Annotated in this window: 15 protein-coding genes, 1 tRNA gene and 1 pseudogene; 16 read left to right on the top strand and 1 reads right to left on the bottom strand. The window is 44.6% G+C overall.

The features are described from left to right. Positions 1–258 precede the first annotated feature (258 nt). The 12 genes and pseudogenes from cydA to nadA all read left to right on the top strand — a co-directional run bounded on the left by cydA (position 259) and on the right by nadA (position 10,204). A complete protein-coding gene (cydA, locus tag ACXAFJ_RS04345; RefSeq protein ID WP_475321676.1) occupies positions 259–1,845 on the top strand; it encodes a cytochrome ubiquinol oxidase subunit I in 1,587 nt (528 codons plus the stop codon). 12 nt (positions 1,846–1,857) lie between these two features. Beyond that, positions 1,858–2,994 carry a cytochrome d ubiquinol oxidase subunit II gene (gene cydB, locus ACXAFJ_RS04350; RefSeq protein WP_475321677.1) on the top strand — a complete coding sequence of 379 codons (1,137 nt, stop codon included), beginning with the start codon at positions 1,858–1,860 and terminating at the stop codon, positions 2,992–2,994. A 15-nt stretch (positions 2,995–3,009) separates the two neighbouring features. Continuing rightward, a complete protein-coding gene (gene cydX, locus ACXAFJ_RS04355) occupies positions 3,010–3,120 on the top strand; it encodes a cytochrome bd-I oxidase subunit CydX (protein WP_475321679.1) in 111 nt (36 codons plus the stop codon). Further along, complete coding sequence (locus ACXAFJ_RS04360) at positions 3,110–3,418, top strand: cyd operon YbgE family protein (RefSeq protein ID WP_475321680.1); 309 nt, start codon at positions 3,110–3,112, stop codon at positions 3,416–3,418. The genes cydX and ACXAFJ_RS04360 overlap by 11 nt, the downstream gene beginning before the upstream one ends. Positions 3,419–3,562: 144 nt before the next feature. After that, positions 3,563–3,995: pseudogene (gene ybgC / locus ACXAFJ_RS04365) on the top strand (tol-pal system-associated acyl-CoA thioesterase). Next, positions 3,985–4,668, top strand: a complete 684-nt coding sequence (gene tolQ / locus ACXAFJ_RS04370; RefSeq protein ID WP_475321681.1) for a protein TolQ — start codon at positions 3,985–3,987, stop codon at positions 4,666–4,668. The pseudogene ybgC and the gene tolQ overlap by 11 nt, the downstream one beginning before the upstream one ends. A 2-nt stretch (positions 4,669–4,670) precedes the next feature. Then, complete coding sequence (gene tolR / locus ACXAFJ_RS04375) at positions 4,671–5,114, top strand: protein TolR (RefSeq protein ID WP_475321683.1); 444 nt, start codon at positions 4,671–4,673, stop codon at positions 5,112–5,114. A gap of 12 nt (positions 5,115–5,126) precedes the next feature. Beyond that, on the top strand, positions 5,127–6,260 hold the full coding sequence (gene tolA / locus ACXAFJ_RS04380) for a cell envelope integrity protein TolA (RefSeq protein ID WP_475321684.1): 1,134 nt from the start codon (positions 5,127–5,129) through the stop codon (positions 6,258–6,260). A gap of 39 nt (positions 6,261–6,299) precedes the next feature. Further along, positions 6,300–7,625, top strand: coding sequence for a Tol-Pal system beta propeller repeat protein TolB (tolB, locus tag ACXAFJ_RS04385; protein ID WP_475324058.1), 1,326 nt, complete (start codon positions 6,300–6,302; stop codon positions 7,623–7,625). Positions 7,626–7,656: 31 nt separating this feature from the next. Continuing rightward, positions 7,657–8,199: a peptidoglycan-associated lipoprotein Pal gene (pal, locus tag ACXAFJ_RS04390; RefSeq protein ID WP_475321685.1), complete on the top strand. Its 543-nt coding sequence runs from the start codon at positions 7,657–7,659 to the stop codon at positions 8,197–8,199. 16 nt (positions 8,200–8,215) lie between these two features. Then, positions 8,216–9,034 carry a tol-pal system protein YbgF gene (ybgF, locus tag ACXAFJ_RS04395; RefSeq protein ID WP_475321687.1) on the top strand — a complete coding sequence of 273 codons (819 nt, stop codon included), beginning with the start codon at positions 8,216–8,218 and terminating at the stop codon, positions 9,032–9,034. Between the two features lie 108 nt (positions 9,035–9,142). Further along, positions 9,143–10,204 carry a quinolinate synthase NadA gene (nadA, locus tag ACXAFJ_RS04400; RefSeq protein ID WP_475321688.1) on the top strand — a complete coding sequence of 354 codons (1,062 nt, stop codon included), beginning with the start codon at positions 9,143–9,145 and terminating at the stop codon, positions 10,202–10,204. 75 nt (positions 10,205–10,279) lie between these two features. Here nadA and ACXAFJ_RS04405 read toward each other — a convergent pair whose 3' ends face one another. Further along, a complete protein-coding gene (locus ACXAFJ_RS04405; RefSeq protein WP_475321689.1) occupies positions 10,280–10,843 on the bottom strand; it encodes a UPF0149 family protein in 564 nt (187 codons plus the stop codon). Positions 10,844–10,986: 143 nt separating this feature from the next. Here ACXAFJ_RS04405 and ACXAFJ_RS04410 point away from each other — a divergent pair, with 143 nt between their 5' ends. The 4 genes from ACXAFJ_RS04410 to ACXAFJ_RS04425 all read left to right on the top strand — a co-directional run bounded on the left by ACXAFJ_RS04410 (position 10,987) and on the right by ACXAFJ_RS04425 (position 15,605). Then, positions 10,987–13,395, top strand: coding sequence for an ATP-binding protein (locus ACXAFJ_RS04410; RefSeq protein ID WP_475321691.1), 2,409 nt, complete (start codon positions 10,987–10,989; stop codon positions 13,393–13,395). 222 nt (positions 13,396–13,617) lie between these two features. Next, on the top strand, positions 13,618–14,070 hold the full coding sequence (locus tag ACXAFJ_RS04415) for an L-alanine exporter AlaE (RefSeq protein WP_475321692.1): 453 nt from the start codon (positions 13,618–13,620) through the stop codon (positions 14,068–14,070). 144 nt (positions 14,071–14,214) lie between these two features. After that, positions 14,215–14,302 (top strand) — tRNA-Ser (locus ACXAFJ_RS04420). A 98-nt stretch (positions 14,303–14,400) separates the two neighbouring features. Beyond that, a protein-coding gene (locus ACXAFJ_RS04425) for an IS3 family transposase (RefSeq protein WP_475321218.1) occupies positions 14,401–15,605 on the top strand; the annotation gives its coding sequence in 2 pieces (ribosomal slippage) (positions 14,401–14,788 and positions 14,788–15,605; 1,206 coding nt in all). The last annotated feature ends 169 nt before the right edge of the window (positions 15,606–15,774 follow it).

A 15,774-nucleotide genomic window follows, 5' to 3' on the forward strand; every position in this document is an offset into this window, starting at 1 on the left:
GCACGTTTATAGGCAAAAAACGTGTCAATCCTATATGTAAAATTGATATAAATCAAAGACGTTTAATAAATAACCTTCCTTTGCGTCTGGCTTCTTTTTGTCGGTAATATTAGTTATATCTGTATTAGATATTGCTTTAACAATATTACAACCAAAAAGTACAAATAAGTAACAATTCATCACTTTCCAACACATTTTTGATTTCGATGAAGCGTGCTTTAGATGTACTGGTGTCACAGCCGACGCTAAGGAGCATATATGTTCGACATAGTTGAATTGTCGAGGTTGCAGTTTGCACTCACGGCAATGTATCACTTCTTATTTGTCCCACTGACGTTAGGTATGGCGTTCCTACTTGCTATTATGGAATCGCTTTACGTCATGACTGACAAACAAATCTACAAAGACATGACCAAGTTCTGGGGCAAGTTATTCGGTATTAACTTTGCCCTTGGTGTTGCCACCGGTCTTACCATGGAGTTCCAGTTTGGTACCAACTGGTCTTACTACTCTCACTATGTTGGTGACATTTTTGGTGCGCCACTTGCCATTGAAGCACTGGTTGCATTCTTCCTAGAGTCTACGTTTGTCGGGCTTTTCTTCTTCGGTTGGGATCGTCTCAGTAAGAGACAGCACTTGACTGTCACTTGGCTAGTGGCCCTTGGTTCAAACTTCTCAGCGCTGTGGATTCTGGTTGCCAATGGCTGGATGCAAAACCCGGTCGGTTCTGAATTCAATTTCGAAACGATGCGAATGGAGATGACCAGTTTCGCTGACGTAGTGCTTAACCCAGTTGCGCAAGTGAAGTTCGTTCACACGGTTGCGTCAGGGTATACCACAGGTGCCATGTTCGTGTTGGGTATTAGTGCCTACTACTTGCTTAAGGGACGAGATGTTGCTTTTGCTCGCCGTTCATTTGCTATTGCTGCGTCTTTCGGTATGGCAGCGATTTTGTCAGTTATTGTTCTTGGTGATGAATCTGGTTACGAGTTAGGTGAAGTTCAGCGGGTTAAATTGGCGGCTATTGAATCTGAATGGCACACCCAAGAGGCACCTGCAGCGTTCACGGTTATCGGTATTCCAAACCAAGAAAAAATGGAAACTGAGTACGCCATCAAGATCCCTTACGTCATGGGAATTATTGCGACACGTTCACTGACTGAAGAAGTAACAGGGCTTCGCGATTTACGTGAGGAACACGTTGAACGTATTCGCACCGGCATGATGGCTTACGAACTGCTGGAAAAGCTGCGAGCTGGAGAAAAAACAGAAGCCAACAAAGCCGCGTTTGATGAAGTAAAAGGTGATTTGGGCTACGGCTTACTGCTTAAGCGATACACCGAAAACGTAGTAGACGCGACTGAAGAGCAAATCCAAGCGGCTGCAGATGATTCAATTCCAACGGTTTGGCCATTGTTCTGGTCATTCAGAATCATGGTTGGTTGTGGGTTTATCATGTTGTTCGTATTTGGCGCAGCCTTTGTTCAAACTTGTCGCCACAAAATTGAGCAAAAACCTTGGGTGTTAAAAGCCGCATTATGGAGTATCCCCCTACCGTGGATTGCTGTTGAGGCGGGTTGGTTTGTTGCTGAGTATGGTCGTCAACCTTGGGCAGTAGGTGAAATCCTACCTGTGGATGTTGCGGCATCTGCTCTAACAGCGACTGAAATTTGGATTTCAATGGGCATGATATTGGCGTTCTACACAGTGCTGTTAATCGCTGAAGTGTACTTAATGCTTAAATTTGCACGCAAAGGTCCAAGTAGTCTGAAAACAGGCCGTTACCACTTTGAGCAGAATGACGACTCTGTTGAAGCTCGCGTTGGTCGACAAGTAGAAGCATAAGGTAGGAACAAGATGATTGATTACGAATTTCTACGATTTGTTTGGTGGGTGCTGATTGGCGTGTTGTTCGTCGGTTTTGCAGTCACAGATGGATTTGATATGGGTGTCGCAGCGTTACTGACACTAATTGGCAAAAGCGACAATGAACGTCGCGTGATGATTAACTCAATAGCCCCACACTGGGATGGTAACCAAGTTTGGCTGATCACGGCAGGTGGTGCGTTATTCGCGGCGTGGCCTTTAGTGTATGCAACGTCGTTTTCTGGCTTCTACCTTGCGATGATCTTAACGTTGGCAGCATTGTGGCTTCGACCAGTTGGCTTGGACTACCGTTCAAAGATTGAAGATAAACAATGGCGTAAGGCGTGGGACATTGGAATCGCAATCAGTGGTATCGTGCCACCAGTGATTTTTGGCGTGGCATTTGGCAATTTGTTGCAGGGAGTTCCTTTCCAACTTAGTGACTTCTTGATGCCAACCTACCACGGTTACTTCTACCACTTGCTTAATCCATTTGCCCTATTGTGTGGTTTTGTATCCTTAGCAATGATAGTGATGCAAGGGGCGGCATGGCTTGAAATGAAAACCACCGATGAGCTACATAGCCGCGCAAGAGTGACGACCCAACTTTCTGGACTAGCGACAGCAGTTCTGTTTGTCCTGGCGGGATTTTGGATCCAAAGCCTAGAGGGCTATGCAGTTGTTGGTACCATGGACCACAATGCACCATCGAACCCTTTAAACAAAGAAGTAATCCAAGAAGCCGGTGCCTGGATGCGTAATTTTGATGCTTATCCTCTGTTGTGGGCAGCACCTATCCTGGGTGTGGTAATGGGTTTGCTGGCGGCGGTTGCATCTAAGCTCAATCGTGGTGGTTTTGCTTTCCTATTTTCAAGCTTGTCTAACGCAGGGGTGATTTTGACCGCTGGCTTTGCCATGTTCCCGTTTGTTATGCCTTCAAGCTTGAACCCAAACCACAGTTTGACGATGTGGGATGCGACCTCCAGTGAGCTGACTCTGCAGCTAATGACAGGTGTCGCGGTTGTGATGGTGCCAATTATCTTGGCCTACACCATCTGGAGTTACGTCAAAATGTTTGGCCGTCTCGATGAGCAATTCATCGAAGAAAACAAAAATTCACTGTACTAACCAAGGAGCAAAGTTATGTGGTATTTCGCATGGATACTCGGTGTATTGTTAGCCTGTGCTTTTGGAATCATCAATGCCCTTTGGTTAGAGCATTCAGAAATGATGGATAAGGACAGTGAGGACTAACTTTCTGAACGAAATTCAGAACTTGCTAGAAAAACAATGCTACGGCCCTATTGGCCGTGGCATTGTGATACTTCTAGCAATAAGCCATTTGGTACTACTGATGGGGGATTCTCAGCAGTATTTGACTCAAGTCGGTGGGTTCAATTTTGTATCACTTAGTGCCTTTGTTTTGGCTTTGTGCAGTAGTGTGATCATAGGGATCGGATTCAAACCTAATGCTCGTGTATTTAGATACTTGTTTCACCCAATAATCTCGGTTGTGGTGTTGGGGTATTTCACAATTGTTTACATTGCATAACGAGTTGTTCTAATTGTCACCAGTCGAAAAGCGCAGTTCTGTGGAGTCTGCGCTATTTTTGGCTTCCCACCTAGTAAATCTCCTTTTTACGCTTGCACTGACACTATTGAGTTGCGTTATAGTAGGCTACTGAATTTAGTAACTTTGGCGTGTGGCGTGTTCACTAACACACAGGTATTTGATTGGCCAATAACGGTCTACTACGAAGATACTGACGCAGGTGGGGTGGTGTACCACTCAAACTATGTCAAATTCTTCGAGCGAGCTCGAACCGAGCAACTTCGTTCTTTTGGAATTTCTCAACAAATCCTTTTGGAACAAAACCTGGCTTTTGTAGTCCGACACATGGATATTGATTTTCTACAGGGCGCTCGACTTGACGAGCAATTGACGGTGAAAACACAGATTGTTGAATTAAAACGGGCAACAGTCATTTTCAGTCAAGAAATTGTGAATACTGCCGGCAAAGTCTTGTGTAAAGCGCGAGTTAAGTTAGCCTGTGTTGATATTGAACTTATGAAACCTGTCGCCATACCTAATTATTTGTTAAACGGAGCATCATCGTAGTGACTGCTGATTTATCTATTCTTGATTTGTTTCTCCAAGCCAGTTTTCTCGTCAAACTTGTCATGTTGACGTTGCTTGGAATGTCTGTTGTATCTTGGGCAATGATAATCCAGCGCAGTAAGGCTCTAAAAAAAGCTGAGAAGGATGCTGATACATTTGAAGACAAATTTTGGTCAGGCGCTGACTTGTCAACGCTTTATCAAGATTTAAAAGTTCGCAAAGATGAGCTTTCCGGAAGTGAAGAAATTTTCTATTCAGGCTTTACCGAGTTCGCCCGCCTAAGAAAAACCAACTCTGCATCACCTGATTTCGTTATGGAAGGTACCGGACGTGCTATGAGAGTTGCAGTGGCTCGAGAAGTAGATGATTTAGAACTGCATTTGCCTTTCTTGGCAACGGTTGGCTCAATCACTCCGTATATCGGCCTTTTTGGCACGGTATGGGGCATTATGCATGCCTTTGTTGCGTTAGGCTCAGTTAAGCAAGCCACACTAGCTATGGTGGCGCCAGGCATTGCAGAAGCACTTATCGCCACGGCGATGGGCCTGTTTGCCGCGATTCCAGCCGTTATGGCTTACAACCGTTTCAGCACCAAAGTCGGTAAACTGGAACACAGCTACGCAACATTCTCTGAAGAGTTTCACAGCATTTTGCACCGTCAAGCAATGGCAGGTAGAGAATAGTTATGGCAGGTTATCAGCGTAAAAAGCGCAAGATGACCGCGGAGATTAACGTGGTTCCCTACATTGATGTCATGCTGGTGCTTTTGATTATCTTCATGGTGACATCGCCCTTTGTTACACAAGGGGTGGAAGTTGATTTACCGGATGCCAGTGCTGCTCAATCAGCCGCTGATTTGGCAGGTGATAGTGATGCGAGCTTTATCATTGTTGAGATTGATGCAGATGGCAATTTGGGGTTAAGCGTTAATGATGAAGAATTTAGCCGAGGTTTATCAATCCGTGAGATTGTTCAGCGCATTCAAGTTGAATTAGAAATCAACCCCAACACCCCAGTGGCGGTTGGAGGAGACGCATCGACACCGTATGCTGAGATTGTGTTGATTTTAGACTCTCTGGCGCAGGCGGGAATACCCAAAGTGGGACTATTAACGGATATAAGTGAGTAGGTGCAAGCAGTAATGAGAAGCGCCAACAAATCCAGAAATGGAATTTCCAAACCAATCATCGCATCGTTCGTGCTACACGGTTTACTGGTTGCGGCCTTGCTTTGGGGAACCGATTTCCAAATGTCAGAGCAGCAGGCGGTAAGTGGTCAAATGGTGGAAGCCATCGTGATTGACCCGGCACTTGTCAGGCAGCAAGCAGAGAAAATTCGCAACGAACGAAAGCAAGCCTCAGAGAAAGAGCAAGAACGATTGGATAAGCTTCGTCGTGAGACTGAGTTGCTGGAAAAAAATCGCAAAGCTGAAGAAGAGCGAATTCGTAAGCTGAAACAGCAGCAAGCGGAAGAAGCTAAAGCGACTCGTGAGGCTGAAAAGCTGCGTAAAGCGAAGGAAGCCGAGCGCAAGAAAGAAGAAGAGCGAGTTCGCAAAGAAAAAGAGAGGGCAGCTCAACTCGAACGCGAGCGCAAGGCAAAAGAGAAAGCGCTAAAAGAAGCCGAAGACAAACGCAAAAAAGAAGAAGCTGCAAAGAAAAAAGCTGAACAAGAACGCGTGAAAGCGGAACAAGAGCGTCAAAAGGCTCAAGAGCAGCAGCGTAAGGCAGAGCAAGAGCGTCTTGCAAAAGAGAAGGCAGCTAAAGAAGCGGCAGAAAAAGCGCGCATCGAAAAAGAGCGAGCAGAAAAAGCTGAACAGGATCGCTTGAAGAAAGAGCAAGCCGCGAAAGAAGCGGCAGAGAAAGCGAAACAAGAGCAACAGCGCCTTGAGCAACTTGAAAAAGAGCGCAAGCAAAAAGAAGATGCGCTTAATAGTATCTTTGACGAACTTCAAGTCGAGCAGCAGGCTATGGATTCTGCAAGAGGCAAGTATATAGAGTCTGAAAAAGATCGATACGGCTTAGTATACCGACAGCTTATCCAACAGAACCTGTTGGTGGAGGATAGCTTTCGGGGAAAGCAATGTCGCGTGAACTTGCGCTTGATCCAAGCCGGAGAAAGCGCACTAGTTGGCGATCTTAAAGTATTGGGTGGCGACAGCATTGTATGTGCCGCGACAAAACGCGCAGTTGCTAAAGTGGCTTCTTTCCCATTACCTAAAGATCCAGAAGTGATTAAAGAAGTTAAAAACATCAACTTAACCGTAGAACCAAGATAACAGGGAGTCCTCGTGCTTAAGCGAATTATTACAGGAATCATGTTGGTCATGCTGAGCGGAGCGCAATACGCGCATGCCGCATTGGAGCTCGTGATCACTGACGGTATCGACTCAGCAAGACCTATCGCCATTGTTCCTTTTAAATGGGACGGTCCGGGAGCACTGCCTCATGATGTTTCAAGAGTCGTGGCATCGGATTTACAACGCAGTGGCAAGTTTAGCCCGGTAGCGGCACGCAACATGCCACAAACTCCTTATGATGAAGCGGACGTTGACTTTGAACGTTGGATGTCAATGGGTGTTGATGCGTTGTTAACGGGTACCATTACTCAGTCGACTAACGGAAACTATGTAATCAACTACCAATTGGTGGATGTTGCACGTGGACAGTTGACGAAAGGACAAGGCAAATCGCTAAACAGCGAAGGTCAGCTAGTTCTTTCTAAAGATCACCTGATTTTCAACAAACGAGCAAGCGTGCCGGGTGAGCGCTTAAGAGAATATGCACACAGAATCTCTGATCTTGTATACGAAGCGTTAACAGGGGAGAGAGGCGCATTTTTAACTCGCATCGCGTATGTGGTGGTAAATGACAAAGATGACTACCCGTATCAACTTCGCGTGTCTGATTACGACGGCTTTAACGAACGATTGGTTTTACGTTCTCGCCAGCCATTGATGTCACCATCTTGGTCACCTGATAGCCGTAAGCTTGCTTATGTGAGTTTTCAAAATGGTCAGGCTGAAATTTATGTGATGGACATCTACACGGGCGAACGCGAAAAATTGACGTCATACCCCCGTCACAATGGTGCGCCAAAGTTCTCACCAAATAGTCAAAAAATGGCATTGGTATTGTCTAAGTCTGGCAGTTTCCACGTTTACACTTTGGACTTAAATTCACGCAAATTGACCCAGATTACGAGGGGTAGATCAAATAATACCGAACCATTTTGGCATCCTGATGGTAAATCGTTAATCTATACCTCTGATCGGGGTGGTAAACCACAGATATATCACGTAAATTTGGAAGACGGGTCTTCAAAGCGTTTGACGTGGCAAGGTAGCCAAAATTTGGGTGGTCAAATTACCCCAGATGGACGTTTCTTGGTGATGGTTAATCGCAATGATGCTGGCTTTAATTTAGCTAAGCAAGATTTGGAAACCGGTGCAGTACAAATTTTGACGCGAACGTTGCTGGATGAATCACCAAGTATATCGCCAAATGGTGCTATGGTTATTTACAGCTCGATCTATAACGAAAAAAACGTTTTGTCTATGGTATCCATTGACGGAAGGTTCAAGGCAAGGCTACCTGAAACAAATGGGCGGGTTCGAGCTCCTGCTTGGTCACCGTTTTTGTAGCAGATACGTATCTAAAGTAAGGAAATTAAAAATGCAACTTAACAAAGTTCTTAAAGGGCTACTGATTGCACTACCAGTAATGGCTGTTACAGCATGTAGTTCAAGCAATGATGCTGCAGACTCTTCATCAAACTCTTGGCCTCTAAAAAACCAGAGCGCTCAAACTACTAACGACGATGGCACAGTAGCAACGCCAATCGGTGCTGACGGCGCGATGACTGAGCTTGAACTTAAGCAACAAGCTCTACGTGAATCTTCAACTATCTACTTCGCATTTGACAACGCTACAATTGCGGGCGATTACGAAGAAATGCTTGCAGCTCACGCTGCATACCTAGTTAAGCACTCTAACCTACAGGTTAAAGTAGAAGGTCACGCTGATGAGCGCGGTACTCCTGAATACAACGTTGCACTGGGCGAGCGTCGTGCTCAAGCTGTTGCAAAATACCTACAAGCGCTAGGTGTTCAGGCTGATCAGATTTCTATCGTTAGCTTTGGCGAAGAGAAGCCGCTGCTTCTTGGCCAATCAGAAAAAGTTTACGCTAAAAACCGTCGTGCGGTTCTAGTGTACTAATTCTAAGGCTAATAGTATGTTCAGTAACTTCAAGCGCGCAGTTACGCTGACGTTGCTGGCAGGTGCAGCGAGCCCTGTGCTCGCTGCCCCAGCACCAGTATCTGATTTGTCTGCCCCAGTAACTCTCTCAAGCAATACTTCACTAAACAACACATCATCAACGCTCAACCCTGCCAACGAAACGGACGTTCAACGCTTAGAACGCTTGTTGCAAAACCAAAATATGGTCAATGCCCGAATGCAGCAGCAAGTCGATAATCTCGAGCAAGAATTGAGTATTGTCCGTGGCGAGTTGGAACAAAAAAATTACGACTTGCAGCAAATTCTTAATAGACAAAGAGATTTGTTTGTAGAGATGGACAAGCTGAGAACTCAGCTGCAAGACTTGGATAGTGCTCCTCCTGTATCTGTAGTAACCAATGAAGGGTCGCAGGTTACAGATACTCAGACAGGGGTGAGCTTCAGTTCTGATGTAGACGAACAAGCAGCCTATACCCAGGCGGTCGATCTGATACTCAAAAAGAAAGACTTTTCAGGTGCGATTTCTGCTTTGCAAAAATTCCAGACTGATTTTCCAGACTCTGTCTACACACCGAATACCCACTATTGGCTAGGGCAACTGTTCTTTGCTGGTAATGAGGATAAGAAAGCTGTAGAGCATTTTGCATCAGTGCTGGCGTACCAAGACTCCAATAAACTTGCAGAATCGCTTTTGAAACTTGGTGACATAGCGAAACGCAATAATAACTCGACTCAAGCTCGTAAGTACTATCAACGAGTTATAGATGAGCACCCTAATTCATCGTCTGCAAAATTGGCAGCGAAACAGCTTTAAGTCATATCGTATAACTATTTAAAGAGACGCAAAGCGTCTCTTTTTTGATCCAGCTGCAAAAACCGTTGTACAATACTCGGATTACTGGAATTGCATTGAGCAATAGCAATGAGCCACATATTAGACAAAATCGACACGGTATATCCTTTCCCTCCGAAGCCGCCGGTACTTTCAGACTTAGAAAAACAAGAACACATCGCAAACATAAAGCGACTGCTTAAAGAAAAAGACGCGGTTCTAATTGCCCATTACTACACTGACCCTGAGATTCAAGCCCTTGCGGAAGAGACAGGTGGCTTTGTAGGCGATTCGCTGGAGATGGCAAAGTTTGGTAATCGTCACCCAGCTAGCACCCTGATTATTGGTGGTGTTCGTTTTATGGGAGAGTCGGCAAAAATTCTAACTCCTGAAAAACGAATCTTGATGCCAACACTTGAAGCCGAATGCTCACTGGATTTGGGTTGTCCTGAAGACAAATTTACCGAGTTTTGCGATGCCCACCCGGATCACACGGTAGTGGTATACGCGAATACATCTGCTGCCGTTAAAGCGAGAGCTGATTGGGTGGTAACATCCAGTATTGCCTTAGAAATTGTTGAGTATCTTGATGAACAAGACAAGCCGATAATCTGGGGGCCTGATCGTCACTTAGGCTCGTACATTGCCAATCAAACTGGTGCAGACATGCTGCTTTGGCAGGGAGAGTGTATCGTTCACGATGAGTTTTCTGCAGATTCGCTAAGGAAAATGAAGCACCTCTATCCAGAAGCGGCAATTTTAGTTCACCCAGAATCGCCTGCGAGCGTGGTTGAGTTAGCAGATGCGGTCGGTTCGACCAGTCAGCTAATTAAAGCGGCTAAAACCTTGCCCAATAAAAAGCTCATCGTCGCGACAGACAAAGGTATTTTCTTCAAAATGCAGCAATTGGTTCCTGAAAAAGAGCTAATCGAAGCGCCAACCGCGGGCGCTGGTGCAACGTGCCGTAGCTGCGCACATTGTCCTTGGATGGCTATGAATGGTTTACAAGCCATAGAAAATGCACTGCAAAATGGTGGTGCACAACATGAAATTTTCGTTGATGAAGAGGTTAGAGTGAAGTCTTTGATCCCACTAAATCGAATGTTGGATTTTGCAGAGCAGTTGAACCTAAAGGTGAAAGGTAACGCTTAAAGTAGTTTGCCTGAATACAACAAAGCCAGCAGTCGCTGGCTTTGTTGGTTTTGAGCGAACGAAAGTGCGGTAATTTTATTCAACCAGCTCATTACCTTTGATCGCGATGCCCGAAAGCATCATAGGAATCGCTTGGTATATTTCTTCAAACTGATCCAAACCTTCTACACCCTGAGACTGAAGCGTGGTCAGCGCAGTTTCCGGGTCGTAAAGCATACTCACTGATAGAAGCACACCACCTAATAAGACATTGGCGTCGCTTTCTTCAGGCATGATGCTCTCCCAATCGTCTCGTGCGAGTTGCCAGCCTTGTAATAACCCTTCGCAAAAAGAACGAGTTGCGTCGTTTACAATTTCTTCTTCACTAAAACTACAACTTTCTGGCCATTGCCATTGATTAGAGAGAAGTGAAGGCCGGTAAGTATTGAACATCGCGACAATGACATCGATATATTGCTCTAACTGCTCACCGTCTTCGAACGGTGCCGACTCTTCGCCTCCCCACAAAAAAGGTAGCCAGTTACTAGGATCAAGTGGATAGGGTGCAGCGGCCATTGCAGTAACAAAACCGCGTGTTTGGGCGGCATTCAACAGATGGGACTGGCATTCAAGCTGTTCCAACAATTGCTCAATAGTCATGTGAGGTTCCAAACGCAAAAGCGCATGATAACAGTGCCTACCGCACATTTAAAACAGTTGGTTAGGAAATCTCTCAGGTTCCAACAGCGTCTCGCCACTTTATTGCATATAATTAGCACTAAAACATTAAAACACACTGATTTATGGCGCTAGGTTCTTCTCTCAAACGCAAAAGCATATTTGCTCTTGCCGCTTATTTAGTTGTCACGTTGACCTTAGTCGGTTCGGTGACGTATTCAGTCGTCAAAAAGCCTGTGATAGAGCAGCTTGAACAAAACCTCGATCTGCGTACTGAACTTATGGCGAATCAAATAGGTGTTTCGCTCAATGGTTCTTTAGGAGTACTGCGAAGCCTAGTCACTATAGGTGGGAGCGACCGGACACCGGAAGATTTAGAGCGTGTACTTAGTGCAATGTTTTCGGTGCTCAATGAAGTCACAATGAGTGGCGGTATTTGGCCTAAACCCTTTTCACTGGATCCTGAAAGAAAATACTTTAGTTTCTTTTACAATCGAGCTTCTGATGGCGCAATAGACCGGATTCATTCGTGGGATAACCCCTCGAACGGTGGCTATGATCAGCAGCCGTGGTATCGTTCAGTGGCGAATAAACCGCCTGGCACCGTGGCATGGTCAGAAGTCTATATCGATCCCTATACTCATGTGAAAATGGTCACGGCTTCAATGCCATACTATAAACGCGGTGAGTTTTGGGGGGTTGCGACCGTTGATATCTCTCTGAATGACTTGATGGCCTTTGTCAAAAAGAACGCAGAACAATACCAACTTGGTGTCATGCTCTCCGATAAAAATGGCGCACTTATTATCGAGCACAACTATAAGCTTCACCACAATGCTTATATTGGTAAGCGAACATTCGGCCAATTTCAATGGCAGGTACAAGTCATCAATGCTAACTATCGAGTTAGCGATGCAATGTTTAACTTAGTTGGCAAAGTAGAACTGGGTATTTTGCCAATTCTTTTGTTGTGTCTTGTGGCGGGCTATTGGCTGATTAACCGCACCTTGATTAGCCCGATTACAGTAATATCGAAACAAGCACAAGACTCGCAAGAAGGTGGAGTTGTAAAACTCGAATATCACGGCCAGGATGAAATTGGGCAACTAGTTACGAGCATTAACCAAAAAACTACTTTCCTTGAGCGAGAAAAGAAAAAAGCATTAGCGTCGACAAAAGCAAAGAGTGCTTTTTTGGCAACACTATCACATGAGATCCGCACACCAATGAATGGTGTACTAGGTACCGCGCAGATACTGTTGAAAACCGAGTTATCTCCCGAACAGGCCAAACACCTCAAAACCTTGTATGAATCTGGCGAGCATATGATGACATTGCTCAATGAGATTTTAGATTTTTCTAAAGTTGAACAAGGGCACCTCGAATTAGAAAAGAGTCCTTTTGCTCTCGAATCTATTTTGGGAAGTATTCACAGCGTTTACTACACCCTCTGCGCTGAGAAAGGTCTGCATTTCAAAATCCAATCGGATATCACCACTCGGCGATGGTACTCGGCTGACAAAGCCAGGATCCGACAGATTCTTTTCAACTTACTCAATAATGCGGTGAAGTTTACCTCCGAGGGTGAAATCGTCGTTACCTTCAATGAAGTTCAGACCATCGAGCAAACAAGATTGATAATCAAGGTGACCGATAGCGGAATAGGTATTGCTCCTTCTGCGCAGACAAAAATTTTCAATCCTTTTGAACAGGCAGAATCTTCGACAACCCGTCAATATGGCGGTACCGGTTTAGGGCTGGCGATAGTGAAACGCTTATGCGAGTTGATGGGCGGAACGATCGAACTAGAAAGCGAACTAGGTAAGGGCAGTAGCTTTGTTGTTGACGTACCAATTGATATCACCGAACCGGAATCTTTCAAGGCGAAAGTTGTGCACAAACTCGATTGTCAGGGGGGTAGAGCCCTGATTGTTGAAGATAACCGAACTAACGCAATTATCTTACAAACACTATTGGCAACAAAAGGCTTCAGCTGTAAATGTGTGGAAGATGGCCAAGCGGCAGTAGATGAAATGTCTATTGGTTCATACGATGTAATCTTTATGGACAACCACATGCCAGTAATGGATGGTGTCGAATCCATTAGTCAAATACGCGCTCTTCATCAACGAGGTGCCAACATTCTAATTATTGGCTGTACCGCTGATGTATTCCAAGAGACGCAGGAGAGAATGCGCAAAGCGGGTGCTGATTGCATTATTCCTAAGCCGATCGATGAAAATAAGCTTGATGATACTCTGCACGCCTTCTCGCAAAAGTTGACACAGTTTAGGCCTAACCAAAAAGTCGCGTTGAAAGAAAAGATCAGTCAGCTCGAAAGCTCAATTGCAAAGGCAGACGTCAATAACGCCTTGCAGCTATGTGAAGAAATCATCGCTAAGTTTGATGATAAGTTTAGTTCTGTTGAGCGCACTGTTGTTGGCAAGCTTCTGTCAGACTTATCTGCAGGTAAGCAGCCAGATAAATCGATAGTCGAGCAATTTGTCGTTGTATTGTTAGATAAATGTAATTAGATTACATAATTCTTCTCAGCAAGACGAATTATGTTGACTTGAATCACGTTATTGGTTTCTTATTCTAGTTTAATTACTAAATTTGGTCGTTTATCAACTTTATGTAATTAAATTTGGTGCCAAAATCTACAAAATCAATGTTTTAATAGCGAAAGTTTCTGCCATAAGTGGTAGGAGTGGATTTTCTGTCTATTAAAACGTTATTTAGTTAGGTTTTTGTGCGTGAAAAGTGCATCTAAGGCTCCTTTTTGTGTTCGCCATGCAGCAGCAGACACATTTGCAATGGTGGTGTTTTGCTTCGTAACCGGCATGGCGATTGAAATTTTTATTTCGGGAATGACATTTCAGCAATCGTTGGCATCTAGGACACTCTCTATTCCTGTAAATATTGCGATTGCTTGGCCATATGGTCTCTTTAGAGATTATGTTCTTCGCCAAGGTGCGAAGCTCTCGCCAACTGGATTCATGAAAAATGTCTCTGATCTCTTGGCTTATGTTTTGTTCCAATCTCCAGTCTATGCCGCCATACTATGGGTAGTGGGGGCCTCACCGGAGCAAATCATTACCGCAGTAGCAAGTAACGCAGCGATTTCTTGTGTGATGGGAGTCCTTTACGGTCATTTCCTTGACCATTGTCGCCGTTGGTTCCGAGTCCCTGGTTACGCTACACGTTGATTTTGGCTTAGTTTTAATCAAACTAGCCAAGGATTAAGCAAGTGTTTTGATTGTTGGGAATAAAGCAGATATTTCCCTTGACCTAACCCAATAGAATCATTAAATTAGCGCCTCGTTAGCAACGCGCTAACCACAATTTGATTCGGTGAGTTGTCCGAGTGGCTGAAGGAGCACGCCTGGAAAGTGTGTATACGGCAACGTATCGAGAGTTCGAATCTCTCACTCACCGCCACTTTCATGTTTAAAGACGTCCAAGGACGTCTTTTTTCGTTTCTATTGTACCGTCCTAAATAAGGTTGACACATTCCCAACATGAAATTGGAGAGTGTCATGAAATCAACAAGTAAACGAACCCAGCGAGATTATTCTCTTGCCTTTAAATTGGCGGTTGTTGACCAAGTAGAAAAAGGAGAAATGACCTATATACAAGCCCAAGAGCGATATGGAATCCAAGGTCGGTCCACGGTCTTGGTTTGGCTTCGTAAGCACGGTCGTCTAAATTGGTCTAAAGGAATAGAGAAACCAAACACAGTAGGTAATGATATGTCTGATTCTCCTTCTGCTCATACTCCTGAACAACGAATAAAAGAACTCGAACAACAACTTGAGGAAACTCAACTGAAAGCGGACTTCTTTGAAGCGGTCGTAAAAGTCATGGATAGAGATTTTGGAGTTCGAATCTCAAAGAAGCGCAAAGCCGAGTTATTAAGGAAAAAACGCTCAAAAGACTCACAGTGACGAAAGCTTGTCAGTTTATTGGCATTACTCGGCAGGCATTTTATAAACGTTGTACGTCAGAGCGTCAGCGAATTCGGAAAGAGCAGTCTGTCATTGGGTTCGTCAAAGAGCAACGGATTCAACATCCTCGCTTGGGAACTCGCAAGCTCAAACACTTACTCAGTCAACATAACATTGATGTAGGACGGGACCATTTGTTCTGTTTGCTAAAACAACACCGTCTATTGGTCCCCAATCGTAGGGCTTATCATCGAACAACCAACAGCCATCATCGGTTTCACTGCCATCCAAACTGCATCAAAGAAGGCATGGTTCCAACGAAACCGGAGCAGCTGTGGGTCGCTGATATTACTTACTTGGCAACGCAAACAGGAAATACCTATCTCAGTTTAATCACCGATGCCTACTCAAGGAAGATAGTTGGGTATCATCTCGATGACAATATGAAGACACAAACAGTGAAGCGCGCGTTCCTGAAGGCCTTGAAAAATCGACGCTACGAGGGTGAGCTTATTCATCACTCTGATAGAGGTATTCAATACTGCGCTGAGGAATATCAGTCATTACACAGAAAATATCATGTGAGGTGCTCTATGACAGATGGATATGATTGTTATCAAAACGCTCTAGCAGAAAGAGTGAACGGCATCTTAAAGATGGAGTACTTACTGAGTAAGCCGAATGACTTGAATGAAGCAAAGAAAATGGTTGCCGAGTCGGTAAAACTCTATAATGAACAGAGACCACATACAGCTTTAAATTACAAAACGCCCGATGAAGTTCACCGAGCGTTTTAACCAAAAGTGTCAACCTATATCAGGACGGGACATATTTCTAATTCCTGTCACCATCCAACACCATTTCGCTACATTTTCAAAAGTACTTTTTTGTTTATTGGATCTAGTTGGGCAATGATCATTTGCTCCGGGGATACTACGATTACTGTTTATTTATACAAGTTATTTT

The organism is Vibrio sp. ABH4_348 (genome assembly GCF_056159765.1).